Origin of the sequence: Lysinibacillus antri (assembly GCF_003977595.1) — a bacterium.
Classification (GTDB): domain Bacteria; phylum Bacillota; class Bacilli; order Bacillales_A; family Planococcaceae; genus Ureibacillus; species Ureibacillus antri.
Genome location: NZ_RYYR01000027.1, coordinates 15,078 through 37,868 on the forward strand (window position 1 = coordinate 15,078; position 22,791 = coordinate 37,868).

Genomic DNA, 22,791 nt, shown 5'->3' on the forward strand with positions numbered 1-22,791 from the left:
CGAACATTTAAGATACTTCTTGTTTTAATGGACTAAAAACTGCCCATTTTGGTACAACATGAGCTACGTTAAGTAAAATCACTGTGCAATCGTCTTCAACCGCATAAATACTACTAAATTGCTCCATGACATCATATAAAATGACTTCAATTGGCATTTCATCTTGTATTCTTGATTTTAACAAACTAACAAAGTATCGCTCTTGCTCTTCCCAGTCATATTCCCCAGAAAATACTCCATCTGATACCATTACTACGTAGTCATCAGCTAATAGATTAACTTTTTCTGTCTCAATTGAAAATACTGGCATAAAACCGACTGGAGCAGCAGTACCATCAACTTTGATCATCCGTTCACCGCGCAGAATATACGTAGACATACTTCCCGCTTTCCATGACCATAGTGCACCTTTTTGTAAATCCACTAAGGCAAAATCTATTGTAGCATACATATCCACTTCTCTATTCAGCGACATCACATAATGCAACGTATGCATTGCTGTTTCTGGATTCATATTGTATGTTAAACATTCTCTCATTAAACGTATTAATCGTCTACTTTCCCTTTGAGCTTCTCGGCTTTGTCCCATACCATCTGATAACATAACCGCTACAAGACCAGGATGAATATGAAAGACTGCATGCGAATCTCCGGAAACCCACCCCGTATTTTTCGCCCTACTATAAATATCATACTCTACCTCATATCGAACGGCTGAACGGAAACGCACTTGTACATGGGAGAAAGGTGTTTTTTGCTCTGAAATTTTCTCCACTTGAAACGGTTCAGCAAAAACATCATATAAAATGGGTAAAATAATTCTTTCACATAACAAGTATTGATCATCATACGTCTTATTTTTATTTGCTAACGAACAAATTATCACTCGTTCACCCATTGTGTTATTAATCACATCAATTTGAAAACATTGCACAGAAGCTCGTTTAAATTCCTGTTCTAGTTCCTCCTCAATTGTTTTAAATGATAATGTTTCATTCTTCATATCTTCCATCAATCGATTTAGATGGTTACTTAAATCTCTTAATTGAAGCGCAATCATTTTCTTTCCATGATAGAATTGACCGTTCATTTTATCGTTATACAGTTGATAATCTAATTCTTCTAACAACTTTGTTGATTTTATACATTTTAATTTTATATTTTTCTCAACTCGTACCTGATCCGACTCTCTCATAGATGATTTTGCAATATACCAATCTTCAATATGATCTTCCATCCCATTGTTTCTTTCTCCCCAACAATGGTCATAACGGAAACAACTCATACATGTCGCAGTAGGTTCAATTTGCTTAACCTCATTAACCGATTCCGTTGAAGTAAAACGATCGAATACTAACTCTTTCATAAACAACACAAAGTTTTGGAAGGTTTCAAGTTTTTCATTTGTATGATTGGTTAACCATTGTTGCCTTTGCAATAATACTTCATCTCTCTTTGGATGGATAACATCATGCAAAAATTGAATCATGTTTTGAGGTAAAGCGAAAAATACAATACCAGCAACTAGAACAGATACAAAGTAAACTGTATCAATTGGTAAGGTAGCATCATAAAAGAAAAAGAAAATACTAGGGACAAAGCTGCCTAGAACAACACCCGTCCTTCCTAATCTACTAAATAGCCCTGCAACTACACCCGTCATTGCATAAACAGAAATCATACCAGTGAAGGACAGTTTAGCAATACCCACAAGCGCTCCAACGATTGTGGCCACCATTGCCGCTATCGGAACGCCACCTGTAATTGCTGCTATACAAATTGCTAAATGAAGCATAAATGGGAATAATGCAAAATATGATACAGCAACAGACTGAACTCCTGTTAACATCATTGCTAAAATAACAAGTCCAGCCCCCACCCTCTCATAACTCCACCCCGATGCCCAAAATCGGTGTGGTTGAACAAAGAATAGCTGGACAAAGATTGTCATAAAGAAAGCTAACAATACTTCATAGTAAATATAAAGTTGGACAATTAAGGGTGGAATCCCCAAATGAGCAATTCCCTGCCACATAAATTGACCTAAAAAGATAGCCATTCCTACAGCAATTGCAGTGGGAAATTTCCAAAAGCGGAACCTGGTGATCAGTTCATATAAAACAATTTGCAATACTAGTATTAAAGCTTGTCCTATACTTAAGGTTAGCGCGCCGACCAATCCACCGACCAAAACAGACCATTTTTTATTTTCGTATCGCTTTTTCACAATCGCCCAAAGAGGGAGTAAAAACGGAACAGCCGCTTCGAACATTACAGCCCTCGATAGAAACAAAGCTAGCAGTAGAAAGAACAAATGGATAAAGAAGCTCATTTTTTTGATAGATAACCGCGCTGTAACCCCTTGCAGAGGCGTTTTTTCATCTATCATTTCGATATTTGCCATTTACATCATCCCCTTTACTAATTGCGTTTAGCGCTAATTATATAAAAGGTTTTCTGTAAAATTTGTCTAGTAGTGCCATGATAGACAAAAAATCGTTCGACGTAATAATTGATAAGGTTACATTAGGACAATTGCTGTCGGGTTATCTCAAAAAGCACCCAGAACAATACTTCCTTTAGTTCTTATTAATAGATAAACTATATAAGTATTGAAACTTGTTTAGGACTCGGAGGATTTTTATGGTAAACAATTTATCAGGACTTGCATTACTGTGTTCAACTGGCTCGATTTTAGTCGTTTTAGGGATCATATTAAAAATTCCACCGATATTTCAAATAATTTTATTAATTATCGGATTAGCACTTTGTATTATCGGCATTTTCAGCTTAGCCAAAATGCTATTGGGTGAAAAAAGTAAATAAACATAAAATGTAGTAGAATTTTGATGTTTCAATTGATTTAAAAAGTAAAAATTCTACATATTTTTAAGCCTAATTGTAAGGTCACAAATATATTTACTTATGCTAGCCACTGTTCAAAATCTAATAATTTGTTAAAGAAAAAAAGGCTGTTTGTGTTTTTCAATACACAAACAGCCTTTTATCTATATCACACTTTTTCTACGATTAAAACAGACAGCAAACTACCCTCTTCTAGCTCCACGGCCACCGCGTTTTGATTCAGTTGCACGTTTTAAAGTTGCAAGACGTTCGTCACTATCTTTTAAGAATCGTGCCATCTTTTGCTCAAAGTTTTCTTTTGCTGGACCATTGCGATCATTAGAACGGTTATTATCGCGACGTGGACGATGAGGACGTTCAGGTCTTTCAGGTCTTTCTACTTGAGGCTTTGCTTTTCGGATTGATAAACCAATTTTACCATCCGCTTCAACATTCATCACTTTTACCTCAACAACATCTCCAACTTTTAGATGTTCGTTGATATCTTTCACATAGTTATCAGCGACTTCACTAATGTGAACTAGACCCGTTTTGCCATCTGGCAGCTCAACGAATGCTCCAAAATTTGTGATTCCTGTTACTTTACCTTGTACTTTGCTGCCTACTTCAATTGACATAAAAAAAATGCTCCTCCTTAAATTTTAAGCGGCTATTAGCCAATTATATTTATAAAAATATTAGTGAACGCACAATGCACGTTATTCTTTTATTATAGCCAACAAAAAAAGAGTGTCAACAAGACAACTCTTTTTCTATCGGATACCTGATTACTTACAGCGTAATTTTATTATGAATAATTCAGTATATTCATGTTTCTTTAGTTGTTGTCTTCTTCATCTTTAGGAATTGTAAAAATGATTTCTCCATCATCAGATAAAAAATATTCTTTACGTGCCAATTTTGCAATATATTCATCATCTTCAAGTTTTGAAATTTGTAAATTGAGCAGCTCTTGTTGTTCTTTTACAGCTTCTAGTTCACCAAGTATTTGTTCTTTTTGACGTTCTTTTTCTGCTAGTCGTTTATTCTGAGCCATGTTTGCACTTATTAAAAAGGCTAGCACAACTACAGCTACTATAGTAAATGCAACCATTCTTCGACGAAAACGAATTTTCTGCTGCTTCAAATACTTCGCCTTTTTATCTGATGATCGGACATAGTCATTTTCTAGCGTTCGAACATTATTTGATTGTTGGTCATTTTGTTTTCGACGCTTTGCCATATCCGTCACCTCCGATTAAACTGCATCTTCTATTATACTTACAATTCAACGTTTTTTAAAGATAGTCCTTCTAAGTTTGGAATATATTTTAATTAGATACTTCTTTTTAATTATAATATAAATCTTGTAAAAAGGGATAAGTATTATCGTAATAATACGAAGAATCAACCTAATTACACTCGTTATTAGGAAAATAATGAATTTAATAATAGCAACAATAGGCCTAATAATTAAAATAATAAATACTCGTCCAACGAAACGGAAAACTGGTTGAAAGATAGATTCATACAAAAAAATACCAAGTATTTGCGCTAACGGGTCAACTAAACGCCATTCTCCACCCTTTACTAAAAATAAAATATAAAAAGTTAGGGCACCAAGTAGTACCCACACAACGAGCTCTATTCCATAGCCCATTTTTCTTAAAAACGATCCTGGGCTTAAGGTGCTTAGTAGATAGCGCGTACCATCTACCGTTGCACCTATAAGTAAGCCGCTAACCGTCATAATTAGTATGCTAACAACCTGTTCATTAATGGTCATCCAAATAATTTATGGAGGAAGCCTTTTTGTAACCCATTGTCTTCATCGTCGTACTGAAGAGCCTTAACATTTCCTTCTAAAGTTAGTAACCCTTTATCGACATCTAAATGGACGATACGTAACTCCTCTCCGCGAATAAGCAGATGACCTTGAGCAGTTCTTACATAAAATTCTTCTTGGTCAAAACGCTCGATTTCCTTAACAGAAGTCATGTCCATTCTTTTTCGATTTCGCACTGTCACAAGATGATCCCCAGATGTAATTGTGTAACGATTACTTTCCTGATGTAGTGTCATATCGTTCCTCCTTAAATTGTTATTGTGTTTGTTCTGTTCACTTTATGCTCGAAATAAAAGAAGCATGACAATAAATTTTGTCATGCCGTAAGTATTTACTATTTTTCCTTCTCACATTGAACTTTACATGTAAGAGAACTATCTATTCTTCATCATCAATAAATTGAGGTTCGATTTTATCAAGTTTTTCTTCTTTAAGAATTGTAAACATCTTCAACGCATCCTCTTTACGAACAGTTTCTTTTAACTCTTCCACACGCGCTGTTACTACTTTTTGTCCAAAACGGATGGCCAATTCATCGCCTACTTTTACGACACTTCCTGCTTTTGCTACTTTGCCGTTAATGGTAATTCTCCCTTGAACGGCAACTTCTTTTGCTAATGTTCGTCTTTTAATTAATCTTGATACTTTTAAAAATTTATCTAATCGCATAGACTAATTCTCCTTTTTCTCTAAAGCTTTTGCTTCATTCCAAAATGAATCTAGCTGTTCTAACGTAAATTCATTAAAGGATTTCCCACTCATTTTCACCTGTTCTTCTACAAACTTAAATCTACGAGCAAATTTCTCATTCGCATGAATCATTGCTTCCTCAGGTGATATTTTATAAAAGCGCGCGATATTTACCAGTGTAAATAATACATCGCCAAACTCATCTAAACGTGCCTTAGCTGTACCCTTCGTCACTTCGTCTCTAAACTCCTGCCATTCTTCGGCAAACTTATCCCATGCTCCATCAGCATTTGGCCAATCAAACCCTACAGAGGCCGCCTTTTTTTGATAGTTATAAGAAGTTTGTAGAGAAGAACTTGCGCGATACTCACCTTTTAACATCGAACCCGATTGTTCCCCTTTTTCTGCTCGTTTAATTTCTTCCCAATTGGCCACGACTTCTTCGGCATCTTCTACATTTACATCCCCAAACACATGAGGATGACGGCGTATCATTTTTTCACTAATCGAAGCGAGTACTTCTTCTAAATTAAAATAGCCTGCATCTTCACCAATTTGAGCATGTAAGAACACTTGCAATAAAACATCGCCTAATTCATCTACCATTGCAAAGTCATCTTCTTCATCAATTGCTGCTAAAAATTCGTGCGCCTCTTCAATTAAATATTTCTTTAAGCTTTCATGGGTTTGTTTTTGATCCCAAGGGCAACCGTTTGGACCTCGTAATGTCGCAATAATCTTCCTAAATGTAGTCCAATCACGAAGCGCATCCAAATCATTTTCAACAGGTGGCACATAGATTGTTGTTAAATTATTAATTTCAACAGCTTGATCCAATTCATATAAAGGAACCGTTGTAAGCTTTTCAGTTGAGGAACCTGCAGCCGTTACAATTGTTACAGGATAATCATCACGGTATTTTTCCATTAAGGTTAACTTCACTTCTGATGCACTAAAGGAATCATACACTTGAGCAATTAAAACATGACCGCGCATATTTACATCATGAATTGAAAAATTCGTCCCGTCTAACAATTGAAAACCATCAATTGGATCAATTTTTAGCGCACCAAAAATTGGGTCTAAAAAGCTTTGACCACCTTCAATTTTTACATCTATTTTCCCTTCCAACATAGCCGCAATCAGTAATTGAACAGTTTGCTCTGCCACTAAAGGATGGCCCGGTACCGCATACATAATAGGCTCCATTTGTGCCATTTCTATTAGCTTTTGACTAATTTCCTCATATACCGGTTGAAAGGTTTCATGCTTTTCGTATACTGCATCAAAACTTTCGAACACAACACCCTCTTGTTGTAATTCTTTCACAACAGGATGATCCATAGTACGAACATATATTTTACTTGCCGATTTTAACTTTTTATAAACACCCATTTGCAATTGGTCTAAATCACCAGCACCTAGACCGATAACCGTTAATTGATGCATTTCCTTCACCTACTTCTTTTTATTTAAAAACAGCTGATAAATGGCCATTTTTCGTCCAAAGGGCAACATAAACCATTCTTTTTCTGCTAAAATTTTTGTTTTTGCGACAATCGTTAAAAAGATAAAAGCCCCTATGAAAATCAAACTTCCACCAACAACAACTGCCTCTAGTCTACCTGTAATAAAGTGATTTAATGTTTGTAATAGTTTATCCATAATGAATACCGATACAGTCATACCTATACTTGCAAAGATTAACTTTATGTAAAATGCCTGTTTTGCTAATTGAATACCCATTAATCTTTTCAAATAAATGATTAGTAAACTTGCACTTAAAAATAGTCCGATATCACTTGTAACCGCTGCTCCTAAGACGCCAAATTGCGGAATGAATAAATGATTGCCAATATATTTTACTAGGATTGCCACTATTAAAATCACAGCAGGAATTTTCAACTTATCCATCCCTTGTAGCATCGCTGTGAAAGTTAAAATGATGGAAAGGGGAACAATTTGCAAAACATACACGATTAACACATTGGATAATACGCTTGTTTCAAATAACATTTCGTTCACATAAGGCATGACAATCACTAACCCTAGCGATGCTGCCACCGCAAGTAAAACCGAAGCACGGAATGTCAATTGAATAAAAGGAACAGGACCTCTGCCACTCTTTTGCTTAGAATGATAAGCAATTAATGGGACAATGGCTAGTGATAAGGATGAAGCAATTGTCACTCCTAACTGAACAAGTGGTTGTCCACGATCATAGATTCCTTTTGTCTCCATTGCATTCATTTTTTCCATCCCATTTTCTACTAATAGAGAAAATACCGTAAAGGAGTCAATTAGTTGAAAGCAAAGCAAAAGTAAACTACTCATACTTACACTTAAGCTTAAAACAGTTACTTCTTTAAGAATCGGCCATTTCGGTTGTTGTATAATTTTTTGAGGTTTTACTAGCAGACTTGATTTCTTTGAAAAGTATAGTAATAATACTACTCCCGCTACTTCCCCTATAATTGTTCCGAAGACAGCCATATTTCCTGCAGCATATAGGGATTTGGATGTTTGCATGATCATAAATGCACCCACTAAAATAATACAAACACGAACAAATTGCTCAAAAACTTGCGCATAAGCAACTGGGGCCATATCACCTTTCGATTGAAACGCACCTTTTAATAATGCGAGCATTGGCATAAATAACGTTACAAATGCCCCTGTTTTTAATAACGGGGCTAATTGAATATCACCCATCATGTGAGCTAGTTGAGTAGCTCCAAAAAATAAAAGACTAAAAAATACGATGGATAAGGTTGTTAAGTACAGAAAGATTGTACGAGTAATCATGCTTTTTTGTTCAATAGACATGGCATTTGATTCGGCATCAGCTAACATTTTAGAAATAGCCACGGCAAAACCACCCGATGTCCAAACAACAAATATTGAAATAAACGGATACACTTGTTGATATATGTAAAAACCTTGATCACCAACTAAGTTTTGAAAAGGGACACGGTAAATGGCACTCAATATCTTCACGAGCAATGCGGCAATTGTTAATAACAAAGCCCCCTTCATATACCCCTTCATCCCGAACTTATTTGCCATTATAATTCCTCTTTCTTCCTAAAACTAAAAATAGTATATCAGAGAAAAGCGTAAGGCGCTCGCCCAGCTCTTGATGGTACTGGAGGTAAAGTCAATTTCTTAGGAAGCGCAGCCTACCACTGTAAGCTGCGTACTAAGTCCAGAAAATGTTAGAAGCAAACTTAAAATATGAGCGGACCTTACACTAAGCACAATTTAAAAAGGATATAAAAAACTCCCCATATAAAAACGCCTCCTGTTACAGAGACGTATTTTATGTTATTTAGTTTTCCATTTGTTTTGCTAAGAAATTTGCGGCCGTTTCAGCTGCTTTTTGCTCAACTTCCGTAATGGCATGCACTTTTGAAATGAGGTATACTGCCCCAATTGCATCACCATTTGTAATAATCGGCGCTACACAGTAAGATTTTACTTGCTCAAACTGTCCTGGAATCAGCTCAATTGTTGTTTCTGTTTTTTCACTGATTACAGAACGTTGCTTCATAAAGTCCTCAGCAAATACTGAAAGACGACGATTTGTATATTCCTTTTTTGATAACCCAGCTACCGCAATCATTTCATCTCGATCGCTAATTAGTGCTGGTGTACCAACTGTTTCGTAAAGGGAATCCACATATTCTTTAGCAAACTCGCTTAAGTCATTTATAGGAGAATATTTTTTTAAGATAACTTCTCCTTCTCTATCAGTGTAAATTTCTAATGGATCACCTTCACGAATTCGCATTGTTCTGCGAATTTCTTTAGGAATAACTACTCGGCCTAAATCATCAATACGACGGACAATTCCTGTTGCTTTCATCTAGTTGCCTCTCTTTCGAAATCAATTTTTGATTCACATTGATAGTATGGATAATATTTGGCCAATGTATGCAAAAAGTGTATGAAGAGGATGAAATTCTAAGTATTTTACTACATAAAAACCGTTATTGATTGAATAATTTACTTTCTGTCAGGTATAAATGCTATGCCGAGACCATGATTATTGCTCTTTTTTAGCCTTTGCCACGATTTCTACCATTTGTTCTAACACATCGAAGGAATCATATTTTCCACATTTCTTCTCATCAATAGTAAGCGTTAACTTTGCACCATCCATTTCAAATCCTACTGCTCGGTCAAACTTCATCGAATCTGCGACAATGACACTTCCATCGACTTTTGCCGTTCCTTCTTCTGATAAATAAATTGAAATAATTTTTTGCTTTTCTTTAATCGCCGTTATTCCCGCTTCCAACGCCCATACTTTTATACGAGCAATGCGTAATAACTTTTCTGTTTCATCTGGTAAATCACCAAAACGGTCATGAAGTTCATCGATAATCTCGTTATAGTCATCAATACGGTCCATCGATTTAATTCGTTTATACATTTGGATTTTTTGATATCCATCTGGAATATATTTGTCCGGTATATAGGCGTCCGTGTGTAGGATAATTTCAACATCTGGAATATCTTCCTTTTTCACACCCGTTTGTCGTTCAACTATAGCTTCCTCTAACATTTGCGAGTATAAATCATACCCCACAGAATCAATAAATCCATGTTGTTGTGCCCCTAATAAGTTCCCGGCACCTCGAATGGATAAATCTCGCATCGCTATTTTAAATCCTGATCCTAGTTCTGTGAATTCTTTTATGGCTTGAAGTCTTTGCTCGGCTACATCTGTTAGCACCTTATCACGTTGATACATAAAATATGCATACGCAATACGGTTAGATCGCCCTACTCGTCCGCGCAATTGATACAACTGGGATAAGCCCATCCGATCTGCATCATGAACAATCAGTGTATTCACATTCGGAATATCTACGCCCGTTTCGATAATAGTCGTTGTAACAAGTACATCATATTCTCCATCAAGGAAATTTAAAATAACCGATTCTAATTGTGTTTCGGTCATTTTCCCATGCGCATAACCAACTCGCGCTTCAGGCACAAGCATTTGGATTTCTTCTACTTTTCTTGTCATATCTTCTACTCGATTATATAAGTAAAACGTTTGTCCGCCCCTTGCCATTTCCCTTTCAATCGCTTCACGAATCAGTGCTCCGTTATACTCCATCACATACGTTTGAACAGGGAAACGATTTTGTGGCGGTGTTTCAATAACAGACAAATCTCTTACCCCAACCATTGACATATGTAATGTTCTTGGAATTGGAGTTGCTGTTAAAGTTAACACGTCGACATTCGTTTTTAATTGTTTAATTTTTTCTTTATGAGTAACACCAAATCGCTGCTCTTCATCAACAATTAATAAACCTAAATCATGGAAGACAAGATCCTTCGATAAAATACGATGGGTTCCAATGACCATATCAACGGTTCCTTCTTTTAGGCCCTTAATTGTCTCCGTTTGTTGTTTTTTCGTTCTAAAACGACTAAGTAGCCCTACATTAATAGCGTACTCCTGGAATCGCTCTTGAATGGATTCATAATGTTGTTGGGCTAAAATCGTTGTTGGTACAAGAAATGCTACTTGTTTACCATCCATAATCGCTTTAAACGCAGCACGAATCGCTACCTCTGTTTTTCCGTAACCCACGTCTCCACATACTAGTCGATCCATTGGGCGTTCTCGTTCCATATCTCTCTTCACTTCAATAATCGAACGTAATTGGTCCTCTGTTTCTTCATATGGGAAAGAAGCTTCAAAATTCCGTTGTTCATCTGTGTCCGGTGCAAAAGCATATCCTTTTTCAGCCTCTCGTTTTGCATAAAGCTTGATTAAATCGTCCGCAATATCATTAACAGCTGATGAAACTTTTGCTTTTGTCTTTTTCCACTCAGCGCCACCAAGTTTATGAAGCTTTGGCTCTTTCCCTTCAGAGGCAACGTATTTTTGGATTAAGTCAATTTGATCGACGGGAACGTACAATTTATCATCGGCACGATAGCGAATATGAAGATAGTCTTTATGTGTCCCATTTACTTCTAACGTTTCAATACCAATATATTTCCCAATCCCATGGTGAACATGTACAACATAGTCACCCGGTTTAATCTCGGTATAACTTTTTATCCGTTCAGCATTTGACATTTTTTGCTGACGACGTGGTTTTCTTTTGGCTTGCTGCTTAAATAATTCATCATCTGTCACAATAGCAATTCGCTGTAAAGGAAGCTCAAACCCAGTTTGCAAAGAACCATCAACTAAATAAATACCAGCTTCTTTTGGCGTACCTAGTAAACTATGGATATCATATTCTTCAAGTAAACTTTGCATTTTCTTTATGCGCTCTTTACCTTCTGCAACAAAGAGAACCGTAAAACTCTCTTGACTCCAACGTTCAACCTCATTTTTTAGCAGTTCTATTTGTCCGTGGAACTGTTGCATTGGCTTACAAGAAAAGTTCGTTGTCTTTTTAAATGTCACCCCAGCAAAGGTCCTTGCAAAAAGGGCAAAGTAAAGCTTTTGCTGCTCAATCATCGAAACGACTTCTTTAAATGCAAAGGATGGATTCACATCATGAACGATTTTTCCTTCTTCAATTAATGACATAAACCAATCTTCTTCTTCTTTCTCCCAAGCGTCCATTACTTCTTGTATACGGCCTAATTCGTCAAAAAGAACTATTCCATCTTTTGCAAAGTAATCACCTAAAAAGGAAATTTCATCATATAACAGCGAACCGTATTTTGTTACATGATTCGGAATGTTTCCTTGCTTTAACATTTCGATATCGTATTCAATATTTTGATAAAGCGCTTCTTGTACTTCCTGTTTCTTCACTTTTTTCAAGCTTCGACCAAGCGCAATTTCGAGTCTTTCTGCTAATTCAAATCTTTGTTCGGTTGTTAAAAGCAATTCAGTTGCAGGCAAAATTTGAATGGATTCTAACCTGTCAATTGAGCGTTGGTCATCTGCTGAAAATGTGCGAATGGAATCAATTTCCACATCAAAAAGCTCAATACGAATAGGTGACTCTGCATAAGGTGGGTAAACATCTAATATTCCCCCACGTAATGCAAACTCACCTGGCGTTGTTACCATTTGTCCTCTTGTATACCCCATTTTGACTAACTGCAGTAACCATTCCTCAATGTCAATTTCCTTGCCAATGGATGCTTCTAAAAATGCGCTTTTCCATTGTGCTACAGGTGTCATCATTTTCCGCATTCCTGCAATTGGAATTACATAGATCCCTAAGTCATTCTTCACTAAATGGTCGAGTGTTGCGATACGGTTGGCTCTTAATTCGGGTGAAGCAATTGTTAAATCCGCAGCAATAAACTCATCTGCTGGATAATAGTATACATAGTCTTCCCCAACTAAAGAGGATAAATCATCCACTAGTTTTTGCGCCTGTAAAAGGTTAGGCGATAAAATATAAATCGACCTTTTTAATTGTTTAAAAATGCTATGAATTAATACAGGTCTAGCACTTCCCGTTAACCCTGTAATAAGTTGCGAATCATAAGCTTGTTCGCCAATTTGCTGAATAAACGAATTTATATGTCTATCTTGAGAGAATAATTGATGTAAAACGTCCATTCCTAAACCCCCTTCTATTAAAAAGAGTAATATTATGTATATACATATGATGATTATTAAGAAATTCAAATGATGTATAAATTTACATAAATTGAATAGCGGCTAGCTTTTCTTTAAAAAGTGGAAGAAGCCTTGGTTTCACTTTTGAACCAAAGCATCTTCCTATAACCCGTTATTTTATTCGATCTCCACTTATTGAAGCCAATTTTTCAATGCATAATAATCAGGGAATTGTCTTAAAGAGTCCTCACAGTGTTCACAAATACAATGCACTGTAGTATCACCGTGCTCATCTTTTTCAATATAATCGTCAATTTCTCCAATTTCGAATAAATGCATTTTTTTAATCGTTTCATCTGCATCAAATGGTAAAGTTCCAATTTCAGTTTCGCAATGGCGGCAACGATAACGAACAGGCATTAGAATCGTCCTCCTTTAAGTATGTAGCTTAACAAACGCTGACCTACTCAAAGTATGGACCTATTTTTTCTAAATTATGCACACATCATCTCGTCCTTAGAACGACGAATATTCGCTTAACTAGCTTGATGAATCCACTATCCAATTGCGTTAAATTCGCTCATGACATCTAAAAACTTTTTCGTTAAAGAAGTTTCAACCGCTGCTACAGTTTTTTCGATAGCATCTTTTATAATTGGGTCGTCCTCTTTTGAAAACTTTGATAAAACGTAATCTGGAACTTTCATCCCTGCTGGTGGTCGACTAATGCCCACACGGATTCGATTAAATTCCTGTGTCCCTAGATGCTGTATCAATGATTTAATGCCGTTATGACCACCTGCACTACCTTTTTGACGTAATCGAAGCTTTCCTGTTTCTAAATCTAAATCATCATAAATAACGATAATATCTTCTATATCTATATCAAAATAATCCATTAATGGACGAACAGATTCTCCAGATAAGTTCATATATGTTAAAGGTTTTAATAATATAACCTTTCCTTCTGGACGATGTACGGTTGCAAACATTCCATTAAATTTCATTTGATTCAACGGTGCATCCCATTTTTTTGAAAGGGCATCAATACATTCAAATCCTATATTATGACGTGTATATTCATATTGTTTTCCTGGATTCCCTAATCCAATAATCAATTTCATGATTTCTCATCCTTTATTCACTAATCGTAGCCTATTTTACCATATGACTGTTTAAAAAACTAAAACTAATCCTTTATAATTTTTCGCTCGTATGTATTAATATTACCTTCTCATTCCCATTATCCTTCTTTTTCATAAAATAAAAATGTATGAGCAAATAACCCATACATTTTATTAAATCATTAGTTTTCAGATTCAGGTGCTCCCGATGCTTTTATATCCTGGTTCTCTGTATCACCTTGTCCTGCCGTATCATCATTAATAACAACAGGAGGCGTAACCGTTGCTAAAACATCCTCATCAGCATTAACAACCGTATATGCAATTGACCCTCGAATATCTAAAATAGACAGTGACTCATTCATCGCTAAATTTGAAACATCTACTTCTATCGATTCAGGTATATCTGATGGTTTTACTTTAATCGTAATCTCACGGATAGGTTGAGTTAAAACGCCACCCTCACGTACACCTACTGCTTCCCCAATAATCGAAACTGGTACTGCCACTTCCAATTCCTCGGCCATGTTGATCGATAAGAAGTCTACATGTTTCACTAAACCTTTCATAGCACATCTTTGTACTTCGTTTAAAACGGCATTCACTTGTTTACCTTCAATATCAATTTTAAACACACTTGTACGACCAAACTTTTGTACAGCTTTAGCCGTTTCTTTATAGTCTAGGTATACAGGCACTGCCTCCACGTTATAACCATAAATGACTGCAGGCAGCTGACCCTCTTTTCGAAGTTTTGTTAAAGTTGAACGAGCACCTTTCGTTCGTCTCTTCGCTTGTAATACAATATCCATAGTTTTACCCCTTTTCTGCAAATAGTAACATTTTCTAGTATGTCTATATTTGTGTGTTACTAAACAGAAGGGGTATAAAAATCATAATTTAGTATGGATTATTTTTGTTCTGAGAATAAGCATATTTATTGTGCTGGAAGTTGGATATGAAAAATCGTCCCTACCCCAATAAGGCTCTGTACAGAAATATCGTCACCATGATCGTAAATCGTTGTATAGACTTGAGTAAGACCTAGCCCTGTTCTGTTATTTTTGGTAGTGAAAAATGGTGTTCCTAGCATCTTTAATTTTTCTTCTGAGATTCCCACACCAGTATCACTCATTTTTATATGAATCCATCCATTTTTGTAAAAATTCTCAATTCGAGTTACCCCTTTTTCTGGAATAGCTTCAATGGCGTTTTTGAACAGGTTAAAAAATGTTTTAAGCAATAAATTCCTTTTACCCACTACGTTTCGATCTGCATCACTAAATTTCATTTCAGCTTTCACATTATACAGTTTATCTTGGAATAAAAATAAGAGAGACTCTAGTTCCATACATAAGTTAATAGGTGCTTAAGGCTCGTCTAATAAATCAGGTTTAGAGACTTGCAGCAAGTTTTGAAGGGTGTCTAGCGCTTTATCTAGTTCCGATTCCATTGTATCTAAATATGCGTGATCTTGATTCTCTTTTAATAATTATAAAAAAGTGCATAAAAACACCTATGGAGATGCTTTTTGCACTTTTGGAAACTTTATTTAATTGCAAAAATTAATATTGAGAACTTACTTTCTGGAAATGATTAATGATCATATCTAACTCTTGACTATATTTAATAGTTTCTGGATGGGTTAAACCCTTTAAAATACCAACATCTATCATACGTGCTTGTAATTTAAAAAATTCATCTTCTAACTCTATGTCGGTTAAACAGTGTCCCTCCATTACGTTGCCCCCTAATTAATATAGCAGAAATTTCACCTATTATATAATAAAATTAGGAATAATGGAATATTATGTTATTGAGAATTTTAAATTATTTTATTAAAAGTTTAAATAGATATTTAGGGTCTTATCCATTACATATGTACATTATCATATTGTGATTTTCCGAAGTTATCGACAAAGAGAGCATATGATTCCGAGCAACACTTTTTTATTAATTCTTGAAAAGTATTTGTTGAGTTTAGCTCTTCAACTACTGCTTTTGTAAATCTTGCTTGGTCTTTTAAATAACTATCCATATCAATTATTGCACTATTATGTGACTCGTAGTTTACCCATGTTTTATTTCGATCAATGATATCCATTAAATGATATTTCTCTAATACACTTACTGCCCAAGTTCCTATAACTATTGCAATTTTTAAAGATAAAAGGAAATTTAACTCTTCATTGCCACTAGAACGTCTCTTTAAACTTTGTATAGCTTTGTCCCGCTTTACCGCTTCGAAAATCAAAAGATTCGGACTATAATAGATAGACTTCTCTACTGACTGAATGATTCGAGACTCATCCGGTAATAAAATTAACCAGGCGTTAAACACCATACTCCATGCATCAGCTTCTGAAGTGTTTTTACGATTTCCAATAATGTACCAAAATCTCCTCATTCTCTCTGCAATCGAACAAAACTTATCAATTTGATATTGTTGTACATACATTAAACTTCTATCAATAGTAATTTTACTATTCATCTCCAACCCACCTATTAACGTTCATTAAATATATTAAAATAATATGTGATATCGATGAGGTTAAATTTATAAAGGCTAATTCTTATTTTTATAAGAGACCACAGTAAGTCCCATTGTATAATACATTCACTAAATTATTATATATAATAACTTATTTTCTTACACCATTCTATAGATATTTTAAAAATTCTTACTTTCAACTATCAATTATTTACTCAAACTTCCCTTCTATTTATCGTCAATCTTTTAATTTATTCAATAAAAAAACAAAGCCGAATAAATCGACTTTGTTTTTAAAGTATATTAATCAAATAATGTACTAACTGATTTGTTTTCGTATACGCGAGAAATTGCTTCAGCCATTAAGTTTGCCACAGAAAGTTGTTTAACTTTTGGTGATAATTTTTCTTCTGATAATTGAATTGTGTTTGTAACCACTAATTCTTTAATTGAAGAGTTTTCAATACGCTCAATTGCAGGTCCAGATAATACTGGATGTGAACAACAAGCATAAACTTCTTTTGCACCTGCTTCTACAAGAGCATTTGCACCGATTGTAATTGTTCCAGCCGTATCAATAATGTCATCAATTAAGATACACACTTTCCCTTCAACATTCCCTACGATATTCATAACTTCTGCCACATTCGGCTTTGGTCGACGTTTATCAATGATAGCAATTGGTGCTTTTAAACGTTCTGCCATTTTGCGTGCACGTGTTACGCCACCATGGTCTGGTGATACAACACAAATATCTTCTGGATTAATATCTTTTGATTTGAAGTAATCAGAAAGAATTGGTACAGCTTGTAGATGGTCAATTAAAACATCGAAGAAACCTTGGATTTGCGGCGCATGTAAATCTAATACAATAACACGTGTTGCTCCAGCTGTTTCAAGAAGGTTAGCAACTAATTTGGCAGTAATTGGCTCACGAGCTTTCGCTTTACGATCTTGGCGAGCATAACCATAGTATGGCATTACAACATTGATTGTACGAGCAGAAGCACGTTTCAATGCATCAATCATAATTAAAAGTTCCATTAAGTGTTCGTTAACTGGAGCAGATGTTGATTGTACAACAAACACGTCACAACCACGAATACTTTCTTCAATACTAATTTGGATTTCTCCATCGCTGAAATGTTTTACAGAAGATTTACCAAGTTCAACACCCATTAATTCTGCGATTTCTTGTGCTAATGGATAGTTAGAGTTTAATGAAAAGATTTTTAATTTTGAATCAGCGTAATGATACGGCATGATGGCCTCCTAAAAGTTTATACAAATTATTTTTATTTAAGTTTTTTTGCGTAATCAAGTTTATTCTCTTGTCTAGCACGTGCAATCGCAAGCGCATCTTCTGGTACTTCTTTTGTAATTGTTGAACCTGCAGCGATAAATGAACCAGCACCAATTTTTACTGGTGCAACTAAATTTGAGTTACACCCAACAAATACATTGTCTTCAATTACAGTTTTGAACTTATTTTTACCATCGTAATTGACTGTTATTGAACCACAACCGATGTTTACATTACTTCCGACTTCAGCATCACCAATATAGCTTAAGTGAGATACTTTTGAATGGTCGGCTAATGAGCTTTTCTTTACTTCTACGAAATTACCAATTTTCACATGGTTTCCTAATTTCGCATCAGGACGTAAATGTGCAAAAGGTCCGACTGTAGTATCTTCTCCTACTATACTATTAGTGGCTACTGAATGTTGAACTGTGGAACGGTCACCAATACGACTAGCGATAATATGGCTATTCGGTCCAATTATACAGTCTTCTCCGATAATAGTATTACCTTCAATTATCGTACCCGGTTGAATAACCGTATCTCTACCAATGACTGTATCTGCACTAATATGAGTTGTCATTGGACTAACAATCGTTACCCCGTTGCGCATATGCATTTCATTAATACGCGTTTGCATAATACTTTCCGCTTGTGCTAATGCAACACGATCATTTACACCTAATGTTTCATCAAAATTATTACACTGATAAGCAGAAACAATTTCACCTTGTTTTTGTAATATTTCAATGACATCTGGTAAGTAATATTCACCTTGTGCATTTTCATTTTTTACTAGCTTCAATGCTTCAAATAATGCTTTATTATCGAAGCAATACGTCCCAGTATTAATTTCTGTAACTAATTGTTGTTCAGGTGTAGCATCTTTTTGTTCAACGATTTGTGAAACCTGACCGTTCGCATCTCTTATGATACGACCATATCCAGTTGGGTTATCAGACACAGCAGTTAGTATCGTAGCTTTTGCATGTTGCGCTTGATGATGCTCAAACAATGACTTGAATGTTTCTGGTCGAATGAGCGGTGTATCGCCACAAACAACTAAAGTTGTTCCTTCCAAATCATTTAAAATTGTTTCAGCTTGCTTTACTGCATGTGCTGTTCCTAGTTGTTCTGCTTGTAGAACATACTCAGACTTTTCCCCAAGTTGTTCCTTCACTTTTTCAGCTCCGTGACCAACAATCGTTACGATGCGTTCAACATTCAACGTATGAATGTTATCAACAACATGTTCCACCATTGGCTTTCCACAGACTGGATGGAGCACTTTATATAATTTGGACTTCATGCGAGTTCCCTGACCTGCAGCCAAGATGACTGCAAAAATGTTAGTCATTTCAAGTCCTCCATTTTTACTCATATTCACTTATGACTATATAGTAAAATCACCGGTTTTTCAAGGTATTCAGACTTGACAAATCAATGACATCACCCTTTGGAAATTTTTAACTTCAATCCATATTATTAAACAAATTTCATATTATGAGGCGATCTGGGAAATTTCCGATTGGTCAAGCAGTATGAAGTTACTAGTAAATCTTTTTTCTGTAAAAATAAAAAGAGTCGCACTTTAAAAGCACGACTCTTTTTTGATATTAAGCATTTGCTTCTTCAAGTTGTAATGCTTCTTCTTCACTTGAAGCGTGATAAGCTGCAAGTACTACTTCTTGAAGTTTATTTCTTGTATCAGAATTAATTGGATGCGCAATGTCACGGAATTCGCCATCTGGTGTACGTTTACTTGGCATTGCTACAAATAAACCATTATTTCCATCAATCACACGAATGTCATGTACAACAAACTCATCATCTAGTGTGATGGAAGCAATAGCACGCATACGTCCATCAGTTTGGACACGTCGTAGTCTAACGTCAGTAACTTCCATTCTCTCACTCCTCTCTTCTAGGATGCCTTTTAAAATATAATTCTACGAAAAATTATATTTCCCTTCTTATTTTATAAAAATTTTCAAAAAAATTGGAAAAGTTTTTTTTATAAGAAAAGTGGAAGGCGTTCGCCCAGCCCCGAAAGAAACTGGCGGACTATCGTACACCTACAACTAAATTTCGTAGACACAATAATATTTTTATATAAAAAAACGGACTCTAATAGAATCCGTCTGCATAAATTTTATTCAACTACTGCGATGACTTCAATTTCTACTTTAACATCTTTTGGTAATCTAGCGACTTCCACTGCTGAACGAGCAGGTTTGTGCTCGCCAAAATGACTAGCGTAAGCTTCATTCATTGCTGCAAAATCATTCATGTCGCCTAAAAATACTGTTGTTTTCACAACTTTGTCTAATGAGCTACCAGCCGCTTCTAAAACTGCTTTTAAATTTTCAAATACTTGATTTGTTTGAGTAACAATGTCACCTTCTACAAGTTCACCAGCTGCAGTTAGTGGAATCTGACCAGAGCTATAAAACATTCCGTTTACTACAATTCCTTGTGCATATGGTCCGATTGCTGCTGGTGCGTTTGTTGTTGAAACTGTTTTCATATTAAGTTCTCTCCCTTTGAAAAATAATTCCCTTCGCTTAAAGCAATAGTACGATCTTTTTCGTTCACAGCATGGAGTTTTACTAACGAGATATAATCGTCTACAAGTGTTTCATCTGCATGCTCGGCTTCAACAAGAACGGCAATGCCTGCAAGCTCACAATCAAATTCTTCTAGAAGATTTTTCATTCCATTCATAGTACCTCCGACTTTCATAAAATCATCAGTTATGAGGACACGTTGTCCACTTTTCATACTGCGTTTTGAAAGCACCATTGTCTGAATACGACGGGATGAACCAGAAACATAGTTAATACTAACGGTTGAACCTTCCGTCACTTTACTATCGCGACGAACGACGACTACTGGGACATTTAAATGTCTAGCAATCGAATGGGCAATTGAAATCCCTTTTGTTGCAACGGTCATAATAACATCGATTTGTTGGTCAGCAAAAATACCTGCAAATACTTTCCCAACTCTATTCATAAGTTCTGGATTTCCAAGTAAGTCTGTCATAAATAAATATCCACCTGGTAATAAACGATCTGATTGGGTAAGTTCAGAAATTAAAATTTGTATAATTTCACGCACTTCTTTTTCAGACATTTTTGGGATATATTTCACTCCACCTGCTGCCCCAGGTACTGTCATCAACAACCCAATTCCTTTTTCTTCAAATGTTTCTTTAACAATTGTTAAATCTTCACTAATGGACGATTTTGCAGATTGATAAACTTCGGAAAAAAAGGTGAGCGGTATTAACTGATGCGGATGCTCAAGTAAATAATACGTCATATCAACAAGACGTTCACTCCGCTTCCATTTCATGTGACCCTCTCCTAAACAAATAATAATTTCACCTGATAGTTTTGTCTATTCCTTTTAAACTAACATACAGGGAATATGTAAACACGAATAATTTATAGAAAAAGTAACACAAATGTACGCATTTAAGCAAGTGGATTCCGTTCACCTAACAAACGAACTGCAAAAACTTCATCACAGAAACCTCTTAATCCATTGTAAATTCTACTAAGTCTAGACTCGTGATCTACCAGCCCAAAAACGGTTGGTCCACTTCCACTCATTAATACAGCATCTGCCCCAAATCGCTTCATTTGTTCCTTAATCATGACCACTTCTGGATGTAATTTAAATGTTACAGATTCAAGAACATTCCCTAAAGAAGCACACATTAAGTCATAATCATTTGTATCAATTGCAGCTAACATTTGTTTTGTGTTTGGATGTTCGACTTCTTCAATTTTCAGCCCGCCATATACTTGCGCTGTTGATACACCGATTTTAGGCTTAGCTAAAACAACCCAACATGTTGGCGGTGCAGGTAGCTTCTGAATAATCTCACCACGTCCCGTTGCTAATGCCGTACCACCATAAACACAAAAGGAAACATCAGAACCAATTTTCGCACCAAGTTCCGCTAATGTATCATTCGATAAGTTTAAATTCCACAGTTCATTTAATCCCTTCAACGTAGCTGCAGCATCACTACTTCCACCAGCAAGCCCAGCTGCAATCGGAATCTCCTTATCAATTGTAATGGTCACGCCTTCTTGTATCCCATATGTATCTTTTATAAGCTGTGCTGCTTGATAAGCAAGATTTCGATTATCACTTGGAATGAAACCATTTGAAGAATTAATATGAATTAATCCATCCTTTCTAACTTCTAAACCAATCCGATCAGCTAAATCAACAGTTGTCATAATCATTTCAACTTCATGATAATTATCAGGTCTTTTATATAAAACATCTAAGGTTAAATTTATTTTTGCTGGTGCTTTTACGTAAAGCATTCCGTCGCCCTCCTCACGTGGCTTCTTTCTGTATTTAAAAAATAAAGGATATTTAAAGTTATTTTACCCTATTCATACAAAATTTAAATATATTCCAACAAATAGGGAATAAAAGCGAAAGGCGCTCGCCCAGCTCTGAAAGAAACTGGTCGCCAAAAACGCCACATCGTGTGGCATTGTCGGCACTCGTACATCCGTGTACTTCGGAGACTTATTTTCTATACTTTAATAAATAAATTTCACTTCAAAATATTTTACCATAAAACAAAAGCCAATAGACTCCCGTAAAACCGGAGCTATTGGCAAAATGTCAACGACTACTTATTTGAATTGTTTTGGTTTGCTTGCTGTGCTAGACCTTCTTGGGCCATTTCAATTGCGCGCTTTACCATGTTCCCTGCATCACGTGACTTAATTCCACCCCAGCCTTCACGTTCGACTACATCGTAAAATCCGAGTTCTTTGGCAATCTCTTCTTTCAGACGACTCGACATGATTCCTTTTCTTCTGGCCATGCAGTGTTTTCCTCCTTAAAATAAGTAGGTTGACACCCGTAGTATGTGCAAAGATAAAAAAAACACTCTTA

General features: G+C 35.7%; 24 protein-coding genes. 1 reads left to right on the top strand and 23 read right to left on the bottom strand.

All coding sequences use genetic code 11. From position 1 onward, the window contains the following. Positions 1 to 7 precede the first annotated feature (7 nt). Positions 8 to 2,404 (bottom strand): SpoIIE family protein phosphatase, encoded by a 2,397-nt coding sequence (locus EK386_RS15720; RefSeq protein ID WP_126660134.1) that lies wholly within the window; start codon positions 2,402 to 2,404, stop codon positions 8 to 10. 239 nt (positions 2,405 to 2,643) lie between these two features. Between EK386_RS15720 and EK386_RS15725 the strand changes: the two genes are divergently transcribed. Further along, positions 2,644 to 2,826, top strand: coding sequence for a hypothetical protein (locus EK386_RS15725; RefSeq protein WP_126660135.1), 183 nt, complete (start codon positions 2,644 to 2,646; stop codon positions 2,824 to 2,826). Positions 2,827 to 3,047: 221 nt separating this feature from the next. Here EK386_RS15725 and EK386_RS15730 read toward each other — a convergent pair whose 3' ends face one another. The 22 genes from EK386_RS15730 to EK386_RS15830 form a co-directional block, all read right to left on the bottom strand. After that, positions 3,048 to 3,482: a S1 domain-containing RNA-binding protein gene (locus EK386_RS15730; RefSeq protein WP_126660136.1), complete on the bottom strand. Its 435-nt coding sequence runs from the start codon at positions 3,480 to 3,482 to the stop codon at positions 3,048 to 3,050. Between the two features lie 200 nt (positions 3,483 to 3,682). After that, positions 3,683 to 4,087 (bottom strand): FtsB family cell division protein, encoded by a 405-nt coding sequence (locus EK386_RS15735; protein ID WP_126660137.1) that lies wholly within the window; start codon positions 4,085 to 4,087, stop codon positions 3,683 to 3,685. A 45-nt stretch (positions 4,088 to 4,132) separates the two neighbouring features. Beyond that, positions 4,133 to 4,630, bottom strand: a complete 498-nt coding sequence (yabQ, locus tag EK386_RS20655) for a spore cortex biosynthesis protein YabQ (protein WP_369333525.1) — start codon at positions 4,628 to 4,630, stop codon at positions 4,133 to 4,135. Next, positions 4,627 to 4,926: a sporulation protein YabP gene (yabP, locus tag EK386_RS15740; RefSeq protein WP_126660138.1), complete on the bottom strand. Its 300-nt coding sequence runs from the start codon at positions 4,924 to 4,926 to the stop codon at positions 4,627 to 4,629. The genes yabQ and yabP overlap by 4 nt, the downstream gene beginning before the upstream one ends. 142 nt (positions 4,927 to 5,068) lie before the next feature. Then, positions 5,069 to 5,359 carry an RNA-binding S4 domain-containing protein gene (locus EK386_RS15745; protein WP_126660139.1) on the bottom strand — a complete coding sequence of 97 codons (291 nt, stop codon included), beginning with the start codon at positions 5,357 to 5,359 and terminating at the stop codon, positions 5,069 to 5,071. Positions 5,360 to 5,362: 3 nt separating this feature from the next. Continuing rightward, positions 5,363 to 6,829: a bifunctional methyltransferase/pyrophosphohydrolase YabN gene (gene yabN / locus EK386_RS15750; protein ID WP_126660140.1), complete on the bottom strand. Its 1,467-nt coding sequence runs from the start codon at positions 6,827 to 6,829 to the stop codon at positions 5,363 to 5,365. A 9-nt stretch (positions 6,830 to 6,838) separates the two neighbouring features. Next, on the bottom strand, positions 6,839 to 8,446 hold the full coding sequence (locus tag EK386_RS15755) for a putative polysaccharide biosynthesis protein (RefSeq protein ID WP_126660141.1): 1,608 nt from the start codon (positions 8,444 to 8,446) through the stop codon (positions 6,839 to 6,841). Between the two features lie 262 nt (positions 8,447 to 8,708). After that, the gene (gene spoVT / locus EK386_RS15760) at positions 8,709 to 9,245 is read right to left on the bottom strand and encodes a stage V sporulation protein T (RefSeq protein WP_126660142.1); all 537 of its coding nucleotides are present in this window, start codon (positions 9,243 to 9,245) and stop codon (positions 8,709 to 8,711) included. 180 nt (positions 9,246 to 9,425) lie between these two features. Beyond that, on the bottom strand, positions 9,426 to 12,941 hold the full coding sequence (gene mfd, locus EK386_RS15765) for a transcription-repair coupling factor (RefSeq protein WP_126660143.1): 3,516 nt from the start codon (positions 12,939 to 12,941) through the stop codon (positions 9,426 to 9,428). A gap of 192 nt (positions 12,942 to 13,133) precedes the next feature. Further along, entirely contained in the window at positions 13,134 to 13,361 is a 228-nt protein-coding gene (locus tag EK386_RS15770) for an anti-sigma-F factor Fin (protein ID WP_126660144.1), read from the bottom strand. A gap of 137 nt (positions 13,362 to 13,498) precedes the next feature. Next, positions 13,499 to 14,065, bottom strand: a complete 567-nt coding sequence (gene pth / locus EK386_RS15775; RefSeq protein WP_126660145.1) for an aminoacyl-tRNA hydrolase — start codon at positions 14,063 to 14,065, stop codon at positions 13,499 to 13,501. Between the two features lie 182 nt (positions 14,066 to 14,247). Further along, complete coding sequence (locus tag EK386_RS15780) at positions 14,248 to 14,877, bottom strand: 50S ribosomal protein L25/general stress protein Ctc (protein WP_126660146.1); 630 nt, start codon at positions 14,875 to 14,877, stop codon at positions 14,248 to 14,250. A gap of 125 nt (positions 14,878 to 15,002) precedes the next feature. Continuing rightward, a complete protein-coding gene (locus EK386_RS15785; RefSeq protein ID WP_158674448.1) occupies positions 15,003 to 15,356 on the bottom strand; it encodes an ATP-binding protein in 354 nt (117 codons plus the stop codon). 274 nt (positions 15,357 to 15,630) lie between these two features. Continuing rightward, the gene (locus tag EK386_RS15790; protein ID WP_126660148.1) at positions 15,631 to 15,804 is read right to left on the bottom strand and encodes an aspartyl-phosphate phosphatase Spo0E family protein; all 174 of its coding nucleotides are present in this window, start codon (positions 15,802 to 15,804) and stop codon (positions 15,631 to 15,633) included. A gap of 134 nt (positions 15,805 to 15,938) precedes the next feature. Then, a complete protein-coding gene (locus EK386_RS15795; protein WP_126660149.1) occupies positions 15,939 to 16,556 on the bottom strand; it encodes a hypothetical protein in 618 nt (205 codons plus the stop codon). Positions 16,557 to 16,859: 303 nt separating this feature from the next. Then, positions 16,860 to 17,819: a ribose-phosphate diphosphokinase gene (locus EK386_RS15800; protein ID WP_126660150.1), complete on the bottom strand. Its 960-nt coding sequence runs from the start codon at positions 17,817 to 17,819 to the stop codon at positions 16,860 to 16,862. 32 nt (positions 17,820 to 17,851) lie between these two features. Then, positions 17,852 to 19,216: a bifunctional UDP-N-acetylglucosamine diphosphorylase/glucosamine-1-phosphate N-acetyltransferase GlmU gene (gene glmU, locus EK386_RS15805; protein ID WP_126660151.1), complete on the bottom strand. Its 1,365-nt coding sequence runs from the start codon at positions 19,214 to 19,216 to the stop codon at positions 17,852 to 17,854. 259 nt (positions 19,217 to 19,475) lie between these two features. After that, positions 19,476 to 19,766 carry a septation regulator SpoVG gene (spoVG, locus tag EK386_RS15810; RefSeq protein WP_126660152.1) on the bottom strand — a complete coding sequence of 97 codons (291 nt, stop codon included), beginning with the start codon at positions 19,764 to 19,766 and terminating at the stop codon, positions 19,476 to 19,478. 245 nt (positions 19,767 to 20,011) lie between these two features. Continuing rightward, on the bottom strand, positions 20,012 to 20,386 hold the full coding sequence (locus EK386_RS15815; RefSeq protein ID WP_126660153.1) for a RidA family protein: 375 nt from the start codon (positions 20,384 to 20,386) through the stop codon (positions 20,012 to 20,014). Continuing rightward, positions 20,383 to 21,216 (bottom strand): pur operon repressor, encoded by an 834-nt coding sequence (gene purR, locus EK386_RS15820; protein ID WP_126660154.1) that lies wholly within the window; start codon positions 21,214 to 21,216, stop codon positions 20,383 to 20,385. Before purR ends, EK386_RS15815 begins: the two co-directional genes overlap by 4 nt. Before the next feature lie 122 nt (positions 21,217 to 21,338). Then, positions 21,339 to 22,205 (bottom strand): 4-(cytidine 5'-diphospho)-2-C-methyl-D-erythritol kinase, encoded by an 867-nt coding sequence (ispE, locus tag EK386_RS15825; RefSeq protein ID WP_126660155.1) that lies wholly within the window; start codon positions 22,203 to 22,205, stop codon positions 21,339 to 21,341. A gap of 317 nt (positions 22,206 to 22,522) precedes the next feature. Next, the gene (locus EK386_RS15830; protein WP_126660156.1) at positions 22,523 to 22,720 is read right to left on the bottom strand and encodes a small, acid-soluble spore protein, alpha/beta type; all 198 of its coding nucleotides are present in this window, start codon (positions 22,718 to 22,720) and stop codon (positions 22,523 to 22,525) included. Positions 22,721 to 22,791 lie beyond the last annotated feature (71 nt).

What these genes read in the sequence shown, in the direction of transcription:
- EK386_RS15720 (WP_126660134.1), bottom strand. Translation starts at nt 2,404, where the DNA reads ATGGCAAATATCGAAATGATAGATGAAAAAACGCCTCTGCAAGGGGTT.
- EK386_RS15725 (WP_126660135.1), top strand. Translation starts at nt 2,644, where the DNA reads ATGGTAAACAATTTATCAGGACTTGCATTACTGTGTTCAACTGGCTCG.
- EK386_RS15730 (WP_126660136.1), bottom strand. Translation starts at nt 3,482, where the DNA reads ATGTCAATTGAAGTAGGCAGCAAAGTACAAGGTAAAGTAACAGGAATC.
- EK386_RS15735 (WP_126660137.1), bottom strand. Translation starts at nt 4,087, where the DNA reads ATGGCAAAGCGTCGAAAACAAAATGACCAACAATCAAATAATGTTCGA.
- yabQ (WP_369333525.1), bottom strand. Translation starts at nt 4,630, where the DNA reads ATGACCATTAATGAACAGGTTGTTAGCATACTAATTATGACGGTTAGC.
- yabP (WP_126660138.1), bottom strand. Translation starts at nt 4,926, where the DNA reads ATGACACTACATCAGGAAAGTAATCGTTACACAATTACATCTGGGGAT.
- EK386_RS15745 (WP_126660139.1), bottom strand. Translation starts at nt 5,359, where the DNA reads ATGCGATTAGATAAATTTTTAAAAGTATCAAGATTAATTAAAAGACGA.
- yabN (WP_126660140.1), bottom strand. Translation starts at nt 6,829, where the DNA reads ATGCATCAATTAACGGTTATCGGTCTAGGTGCTGGTGATTTAGACCAA.
- EK386_RS15755 (WP_126660141.1), bottom strand. Translation starts at nt 8,446, where the DNA reads ATGGCAAATAAGTTCGGGATGAAGGGGTATATGAAGGGGGCTTTGTTA.
- spoVT (WP_126660142.1), bottom strand. Translation starts at nt 9,245, where the DNA reads ATGAAAGCAACAGGAATTGTCCGTCGTATTGATGATTTAGGCCGAGTA.
- mfd (WP_126660143.1), bottom strand. Translation starts at nt 12,941, where the DNA reads ATGGACGTTTTACATCAATTATTCTCTCAAGATAGACATATAAATTCG.
- EK386_RS15770 (WP_126660144.1), bottom strand. Translation starts at nt 13,361, where the DNA reads ATGCCTGTTCGTTATCGTTGCCGCCATTGCGAAACTGAAATTGGAACT.
- pth (WP_126660145.1), bottom strand. Translation starts at nt 14,065, where the DNA reads ATGAAATTGATTATTGGATTAGGGAATCCAGGAAAACAATATGAATAT.
- EK386_RS15780 (WP_126660146.1), bottom strand. Translation starts at nt 14,877, where the DNA reads ATGGATATTGTATTACAAGCGAAGAGACGAACGAAAGGTGCTCGTTCA.
- EK386_RS15785 (WP_158674448.1), bottom strand. Translation starts at nt 15,356, where the DNA reads ATGAAATTTAGTGATGCAGATCGAAACGTAGTGGGTAAAAGGAATTTA.
- EK386_RS15790 (WP_126660148.1), bottom strand. Translation starts at nt 15,804, where the DNA reads ATGGAGGGACACTGTTTAACCGACATAGAGTTAGAAGATGAATTTTTT.
- EK386_RS15795 (WP_126660149.1), bottom strand. Translation starts at nt 16,556, where the DNA reads ATGAATAGTAAAATTACTATTGATAGAAGTTTAATGTATGTACAACAA.
- EK386_RS15800 (WP_126660150.1), bottom strand. Translation starts at nt 17,819, where the DNA reads ATGCCGTATCATTACGCTGATTCAAAATTAAAAATCTTTTCATTAAAC.
- glmU (WP_126660151.1), bottom strand. Translation starts at nt 19,216, where the DNA reads ATGACTAACATTTTTGCAGTCATCTTGGCTGCAGGTCAGGGAACTCGC.
- spoVG (WP_126660152.1), bottom strand. Translation starts at nt 19,766, where the DNA reads ATGGAAGTTACTGACGTTAGACTACGACGTGTCCAAACTGATGGACGT.
- EK386_RS15815 (WP_126660153.1), bottom strand. Translation starts at nt 20,386, where the DNA reads ATGAAAACAGTTTCAACAACAAACGCACCAGCAGCAATCGGACCATAT.
- purR (WP_126660154.1), bottom strand. Translation starts at nt 21,216, where the DNA reads ATGAAATGGAAGCGGAGTGAACGTCTTGTTGATATGACGTATTATTTA.
- ispE (WP_126660155.1), bottom strand. Translation starts at nt 22,205, where the DNA reads ATGCTTTACGTAAAAGCACCAGCAAAAATAAATTTAACCTTAGATGTT.
- EK386_RS15830 (WP_126660156.1), bottom strand. Translation starts at nt 22,720, where the DNA reads ATGGCCAGAAGAAAAGGAATCATGTCGAGTCGTCTGAAAGAAGAGATT.